The organism is Streptomyces sp. SPB074 (assembly GCF_000154905.1).
GTDB lineage: Bacteria > Actinomycetota > Actinomycetes > Streptomycetales > Streptomycetaceae > Streptomyces.
Genome location: NZ_GG770539.1, coordinates 5,230,003 through 5,236,024, shown reverse-complemented (window position 1 = coordinate 5,236,024; position 6,022 = coordinate 5,230,003). Strand labels below are relative to the sequence as shown.

Genomic DNA, 6,022 nt, shown 5'->3' with positions numbered 1-6,022 from the left:
TCGTGGCCTTCGGGCGGCACGGGGGCGCGTGCGCCGACGTGCGCGCGGTGGACCCGCGGACCGGGCGCACGCGGTGGCGGCACACCCTCGCGCAAGCACCGTCGGCGGCGGGCCCGCGGCCGTACGGGCTCGCCGTCGCCGGGGGGATCGCGCTCGCCCGGGAGCGGAACGCGGTGCGCGGGCTCGCGCTCGCGGACGGGGCGCAGCGGTGGACGCGCCCCGTGGGGGCGGACTGCGTACCGCTCGGCCTCGCGGCGGCGGGGCGCGCGGCCCACGTCGTGGTGGAGTGCGCGCCCGGGGCGTCGGGCGGGGGCCGGGTGACAGCCGCCGTGCTGACGCTCGACGCGCGGACCGGTGCCGTACGGCACCGCGAGCCGCTGCCGGTCGAGAGCCGTGTCGCCGACTGGGGTGTCGTCGCGGCCGAGCCGTTCACGCTGTGGGTACGCGAGGCGGACGGGCGGGGGCTCGACGCCTTCGTCTCCTTCGACGGCGCGGGCCGGGCGCGCCCGGCGGTCCCGAGGCGGCAGCCGGACACCGGCGAACTCACGGTGCGGAGCGGGGACGGGGCCTCGTTCGCCGCCCTGCCCGTACCGCTCGCGCGGGTCGTCGGGCAGACCCTCGTGGTGGCCGTGACGGCACCGGGGACCGGCCGCCCGGGGGCGCTCGCGGGCTACGGCCTCGCGGACGGGAAGCGGCGCTGGCTGCGCGGCACGGACGAGCCCGTCGGCGCGCTCATGACGGCGGACCACCGGCGGGTGGCCGTCTACCAGGACAGCTCACGCGCCGACAGGCCCGACATGATCCGGTGGGTGGACGCCGCGACCGGGGGCGGGGCGGGCGGGGCGGGCGGGGCGCGGGTCCTGGCGAGCGACGCCCGGCTCGGCGGCAGTCCGTGGTTCGCCGTGGCGGGGCCGGGCGAGGGCGGGATCGAGGACCTCGTCCTCACGAACCCGGACGGGAACCGTCCCGCCGTGCTGGGGCTGCGGCACCGGGGGCCCTGAGGGACCGTGACGCCCGGCCCGCCCCGGGGGCCGGGGGGTGTGCCGGGCGCCAGGGCGGAGGGTCAACACGGTGCGAAACGGGCGGAGTTGCGCGAGGAAAACACGGGATTTCCCGAAACACTCCCGTCACCCCGCGGCACTCAGTACGATGAACCGTCTTTCACTCGTATGGCGGACATACCCGCATACGGGCATTCCTTGCCGTTCTCCGGCACCCGCATGTCCTCCTCCGTGATCCCCGGAACCCTTCGGCGATCCCGGATTCCTTCGCGACCCTCGGAGCACTCCGTGCGCATTCGTCCCGCGGCCCCGGCCGTTCTCGCCGCCGCCGTCCTCGTGGGCCTCGCGGCCTCGCCCTCGCAGGCCGCCGCCCACCAGAGCGGGGTCCACATCGGGCTCGTCCAGTTCGACAGCCCCGGCAAGGACACCCGCAGCAACGCCTCGCTCAACGGGGAGTGGGTCAACATCCACAACAACACCAGGTCGGCGGTGCAGCTCAAGGGGTACAAGCTCAAGGACGACACCGGCTACACGTACACCTTCGGCAGCTACCGGATCGGCGCCGGAAAGACGGTCAAGGTCCGCACCGGCAAGGGCAGGAACGTGTCCGGGACGGTCTACTGGAACCGCGGCGCGTACGTGTGGAACAACACGGGCGACAAGGCCCGGCTCTACACCGCGAAGGGCACCCTGGGCGACTCCTGCTCCTGGAAGACGGCGAAGAGCGGTCAGAAGAACTGCCACTGACGCACGGCGAGCCCCGCGGCGGGCCCTCCGCCGCAGGGACCGGGGCCGGCGCGGGACGGGGGAACCGGGGCCGGCGCGGGACGGGGAATAGCGCCCTCGCCCGTCCCGGTCGTCCCCACCATGACGACCCCCGGTCCCACGCCCGCGCCCCCGGCCGCCCCCGCCCCTCCCGGCACCCGTGTCCACCGGTACGCGGCGTTCACCACCGACCCGGGCGCGGGCAATCCCGCCGGGGTCGTGCTCGACGCCTCGGGACTGAGCGACGCGGAGCAGCTCGGCATCGCCGCGCGCCTCGGCTACAGCGAGACGGCCTTCGTGCTCCCCGGCGAGGAGCCGCGCACGCACCGCGTGCGGTACTTCAGCCCGAAGGCCGAGGTGCCCTTCTGCGGGCACGCGACGATCGCGACCGCCGTCGCGCTCGCGGAGCGGGAAGGACCGGGCGAGTACGTCTTCCTCACGCCCGCGGGGCAGGTGCCCGTCGGGGTCGAGCGCGTGGACGGCGAGCTGCGCGCGACGCTGACGAGCGTCATGCCGCGCGTCGAGGACATCGCGGCCGACGACCTCGCCGAGGCGCTGGCCGCGCTCGGCTGGCCGGCCGCGGACCTCGACCCCGAGTACCCGCCGCGCATCGCCTCGGCCGGGGCCAGGCACCTCGTGCTCGCGGCCGTGAGCCGCGCACGGCTGGCGGCGCTCGACTACGACTTCGAGCGGCTGCGCGCGCTGATGGAACGCCTCGGCCTGACGACCGTGCACCTCTTCCGGTACGACCCGGACACCGGCGTCTTCCACACCCGCGACCCCTTCCCCGTCGGCGGCGTCGTCGAGGACCCGGTCACGGGCGCGGCCTCGGCGGCGTTCGGCGCGTACCTGCGCACGCTCGGCTTCGTGCCCGAGGACGCGCGGCTCACCTTCGTGCAGGGCGAGGACCTGGGCAGGCCCGGGACGGTCACGGTGACGCTGCGGGCGGGCGATCCCCGCGTCCGCGTCGCGGGCACAGCCGTCCGCATCCCGGCGGAGGCCGACGACTGAGGACGCCTCCCGCCCCGCCCCCGGGGTGCGGTCCGGCACGGGAGGCGTAGCCTCGGATCATCGTGTCCCGGAGGCGTACGGCGCGGTGTGCGCGAGACGCGCGGGAGAGCCGTCCCCCGCGACACGGCTCCCTCTCCCCCACCCCAAGGAGACAGCGTGAAGTGCCACCGAAGCCGCGCGCACCGGCGCCGGCTCGACCTCGGACTCCTCGCCCTGCGCCTCGGCACCGGCGGGGTGCTCGCCGCGCACGGCTCGCAGAAGCTCTTCGGCTGGTTCGGCGGCGGCGGGCTCGACGCCACGGGCCAGGGCCGCTACTCGCTCGACCACACGCTCGGCCACGCCCTCAACCGGCACTGGATGGTCCCGGCCGCGCTCATCGGCGGCGCGGCGGCGGCCCTCACGGTCGTCGCCCAGCGCAACAAGCGCGTCCGGCAGGCCGCGGCCCCGGCGGACGACGACGAGGGCTGAGACGCCCGAGAGCGCTGACAGGCCCGAGGGTGCTGGCGCGCCCGAGAGCACTGACACGCCCGGCGGCGCGGGGCGGTCCCGGCAACGTCAGGGCCGCCCCGCACCCGTACGCCCGCGCCCCGGCCTGCCCGTCCGCGCGAAAACCATTCGCCCCCGCACTCCCCCGCGCCCTACCGTCCGCCCCCATGACCTCCGCGACCTCCGCGGACCCGCACGACGTGCCGCCCTCCGGCCTGCCCGCCCTCACCTTCCACAACCCGCTCTCCGAGGAGCGCGCCGCCCGCATCGTGGCGCGCCTGGCCGCCGCGCGGCCGGCGAGCGTCCTGGACGTCGGCTGCGGCTGGGCGGAGCTGCTACGCCTGCTCGAAGCCGTGCCCTCGGCGCACGGGACCGGCATCGACCTGCGGGGCGAGGATCTGGCACGGGCCGGACGGCAAGCGCGGGACCGGGGGCTCGACGGGCGCGTGCGGCTGTACGAGGAGTCGGCGCGCGGCACCGGGCGCGGGCCGGCCGACGTGGTGCTGTGCGGGGGCTCGGGGCAGGCGCTCGCCGACCCGGAGGCACCGGACTACCTGCCGAGGCTCTTCGCGGAGCTGCGGCGGCTCGTGAACCCGGGCGGCCGGGTGCTGCTGGGCGAGGGCTTCTTCACCCGTACCCCCGGCGCCGGGGAGCTGGCGCGGCTGTGGCCGGGCGCGACGGCCGGCGACCACCCCTCGCTCGGCGCGCTCGTGGACGCGGTGGTGGCGGGCGGCTTCCGGCCGCTGTGGACCGAGACGGCGAGCGCGTCGGAGCGGGAGGAGTTCGAGTCGGGGTACCGCGCGGCGGGCGAGGAATGGCTCGCGCTGCACCCGGACCACCCGGAGGCGGCGGCGCTGCGCACCCGGCTCGACGGGCAGCGCGCCATCTGGCTCGACGGCCACCTCGGGCTCCTCGGCATCGCGTGGCTCACGCTCGTCCCCGTCGGGCGGGTGGGCTGAGGGGAGGCGCGGCGGACGTTGGACAATGGGCGGGTACGGGCAGGCGCGACACCGGAGGCTCAGGCCATGAGGCAGCAGAAGATCCCGGCCCTGGGCCGGGCGCTCAGGGCGCTCGGGGAGCAGGGCGACGAGCTGGGCGGCGAGACGACCGAGGCGAAGCTGCACGAGATCGCCAAGGACCTGCGGCGCGCCCTCGGTCTCCTGGAGGAGACCGTCGAGGGCCCCGAGCCGACGACGCGGTGCGCGGAGCACCCCTTCGGGCCCCGCGACGACAGCGCCCCCGACCTGTGCCTGCTGTGCGAGACGCGGCGGCGCGGCGGGCGCCGGGCGGCCCGGCTGCCGGACGGCGAGCGGGAGTACCTGGTCGCGCCCTCGCGCTACGGCGAGCGCGAGGAGCGCCCGCAGGCGCGCGAGCGCTGGATTCCGGAGCTGTGGAACGGCCGGACGTGGCAGCTGTGCGGCACCCCGCGCCACAGCCGCCGCGAGGCCGAGGCGTTCCTCGCGGCCGAGCGCAGGAGCCCGCACGCGGGCGCCGCGTACCGGCTCGTGCAGGAGTTCACGGACTACGAGGTGGTACGGGGCTGGGGCAGCCCGGTGCGCAGGCTCCCCGACACGATGGGCGGACGTGGCTGACGTCGCGGCGCTCGCGGCCCGGCTCCGCGCGGCGGGCTGCGTCTTCGCCGAGGAGGAGGCGGAACTGCTGCTCGCGGCGGGGCGCGACGGGGAGCTCGACGCGCTGGTCGAGCGGCGGGTGGCCGGGGAGCCACTGGAGTACGTCGTGGGGCACGCGGTGTTCCGCGGGCTGCGGATCGAGGTGGGCCCCGGGGTCTTCGTGCCGCGCGGGCGCAGCGAGTTCCTGGTCGCGCGGGCGCTCGACGGCGTGCGCGCGCGGGGCGCGGTGACGCTGCTCGACCTGTGCTGCGGCTCGGGCGCCCTCGGCCTCGCGCTGCGCACGGCGCTGGGCCCGCGCGCGACGCTGCACGCGGCGGATCTCGACCCGGGCGCGCTGCGCTGGGCCCGCCGCAACCTGGCCCCGGTGGGCGCGCACGTGTACGAGGGCGACCTGTACGCCCCGCTGCCGCCCGCCCTGCGCGGGCGCGTGGACGTCCTGACGGCGAACGTCCCGTACGTGCCGAGCGAGGAGGTCCGCCTGCTCCCCGCCGAGGCGCGCGCCCACGAACCCCTCCTGGCCCTCGACGGCGGGGCCGACGGCCTGGACCTGGTACGCCGGGTGGCACGCGAGGCCACGGCGTGGCTCGCCCCGAACGGCCGCCTCCTGATCGAAAGCGGCGACCGCCAGGCCCCGGAGGTGGCGGCCATCTTCACCACAGCGGGCCTCCAAGCCGAAACCACCCACGAGGAGGAGCAAGGAGCGACGGTGGTGACGGGGCAGCGCCCCGTGAATCAGTGAATCAGTCCCTCCGGCGCTTGAGGAGCGGGGTATGGGGCAGCGCCCCATGCATCAGCCCCTCCGGCGCTTGAGGAGCGGGGCCCGGGGCGGAGCCCCGAACCCGGGGCCCGGGGCGGAGCCCCGCGACGGCACCCCCACCCCACCTGCTCCGTACGGCTGACACCCGCCGTGTCCCCCCTCCCCCGGCGCCCCCGGCGCCTACCGTGCCGCCCGTGGAGCTACCCGAAGACCTGATCACCCTTCAGCAGGCGGCCGACGAAGAGGGCCACCGGATCGAGCACCTGGACGGCGAGGAGCAGAACGCGCAGCGGCGCGTGTGGTTCAACGCCGCCGCCGAGGTGCACATGGCGGTCACCGACTGGGCCCGCGAGCAGGGCCTCAACCGCTAC

The 6,022-nt window shown here is 76.7% G+C and carries 7 protein-coding genes; all 7 read left to right on the top strand.

Translation table 11 applies throughout. The features are described 5' to 3' along the window. Positions 1-1,001 (top strand): PQQ-binding-like beta-propeller repeat protein (locus tag SSBG_RS30315; RefSeq protein WP_234010623.1); only part of this gene is annotated, 1,001 nt, incomplete at its 5' end. Positions 1,002-1,289: 288 nt separating this feature from the next. Then, positions 1,290-1,748: a lamin tail domain-containing protein gene (locus SSBG_RS22190; RefSeq protein ID WP_008748310.1), complete on the top strand. Its 459-nt coding sequence runs from the start codon at positions 1,290-1,292 to the stop codon at positions 1,746-1,748. Positions 1,749-1,868: 120 nt separating this feature from the next. Further along, positions 1,869-2,777 (top strand): PhzF family phenazine biosynthesis protein, encoded by a 909-nt coding sequence (locus tag SSBG_RS22185; RefSeq protein WP_008748308.1) that lies wholly within the window; start codon positions 1,869-1,871, stop codon positions 2,775-2,777. A gap of 156 nt (positions 2,778-2,933) precedes the next feature. Beyond that, a complete protein-coding gene (locus SSBG_RS22180; protein ID WP_037870397.1) occupies positions 2,934-3,245 on the top strand; it encodes a hypothetical protein in 312 nt (103 codons plus the stop codon). Between the two features lie 185 nt (positions 3,246-3,430). Continuing rightward, positions 3,431-4,222: an SAM-dependent methyltransferase gene (locus SSBG_RS22175; protein ID WP_037870395.1), complete on the top strand. Its 792-nt coding sequence runs from the start codon at positions 3,431-3,433 to the stop codon at positions 4,220-4,222. A 66-nt stretch (positions 4,223-4,288) separates the two neighbouring features. Beyond that, positions 4,289-4,855 carry a hypothetical protein gene (locus SSBG_RS22170; protein ID WP_008748305.1) on the top strand — a complete coding sequence of 189 codons (567 nt, stop codon included), beginning with the start codon at positions 4,289-4,291 and terminating at the stop codon, positions 4,853-4,855. Further along, entirely contained in the window at positions 4,848-5,633 is a 786-nt protein-coding gene (locus SSBG_RS22165; RefSeq protein ID WP_008748304.1) for a putative protein N(5)-glutamine methyltransferase, read from the top strand. The genes SSBG_RS22170 and SSBG_RS22165 overlap by 8 nt, the downstream gene beginning before the upstream one ends. The last annotated feature ends 389 nt before the right edge of the window (positions 5,634-6,022 follow it).